Source organism: Segatella copri (assembly GCF_024330485.1).
GTDB lineage: Bacteria > Bacteroidota > Bacteroidia > Bacteroidales > Bacteroidaceae > Prevotella > Prevotella copri_L.
This window is the reverse complement of the sequence record NZ_JANDWX010000107.1, coordinates 1-694: the sequence shown is the minus strand read 5'-3', so window position 1 is coordinate 694 and position 694 is coordinate 1. Positions and strand designations below refer to the sequence as shown.

Below are 694 nucleotides of genomic sequence, written 5' to 3'. Positions count from 1 at the left end.
GGGTAAGGGGATTTTGTGTCTGCGACGTTTCTGTTATGCAAGGAATATGTACAATAAAATGAATTTTTGTCGTTTTACAAGCAAAATCCCACGAAACCCAATAGGTTGCGGATTTGAGGATTAATACTTGGAATGGTCAATGGCTGTCCCATTATTATGATCCAAGAGAATATGATGCAGATATGCCTTTGGCGGGATACAGTCCTTACAATACGAATAAGGATGGAATAATTAATATTGATACCCAAACATGGACGAAGATTCTCATTGCTGTTTCTAAAAAGTACAGAAATGCTCAAATATTGGGCTACATCTATAGCATAGGGAAGACAAATAAGACCATTGGATTTATCCCTTTTGATTTGACTCAAATACGCCGTCCAATTCATCTCTATGAAAAGATATTTGGGATGAGCAATGGTAGAAATGTAGAGTCTTTATGGGGAACAGCCATTGGATTCAAAACGGCTTGTACTTATGGGGCTATAGGTATAAAAGCCATGGAGCCTAAAGGGCTTAGAGATTATGTATATAAGGGAAAACAGCCAAAGGCACATAATTATGATAATATTAATTACTAAAGTTTCGCAAGTGAATAAATATCAACTTGCTTGTTTATAAATATGCATATTACGTAGCGTATGGGCAACAGGATTACTTTCGATGAAATCTGCCAGCAACTCTGTAGCATCTA

General features: G+C 36.6%; 1 protein-coding gene. It reads left to right on the top strand.

The genetic code is table 11. The annotated features are described in order from the left end of the window. The first annotated feature begins 113 nt into the window (after positions 1–113). Positions 114–581, top strand: a complete 468-nt coding sequence (locus NNC77_RS16565) for a hypothetical protein (RefSeq protein ID WP_254971959.1) — start codon at positions 114–116, stop codon at positions 579–581. The last annotated feature ends 113 nt before the right edge of the window (positions 582–694 follow it).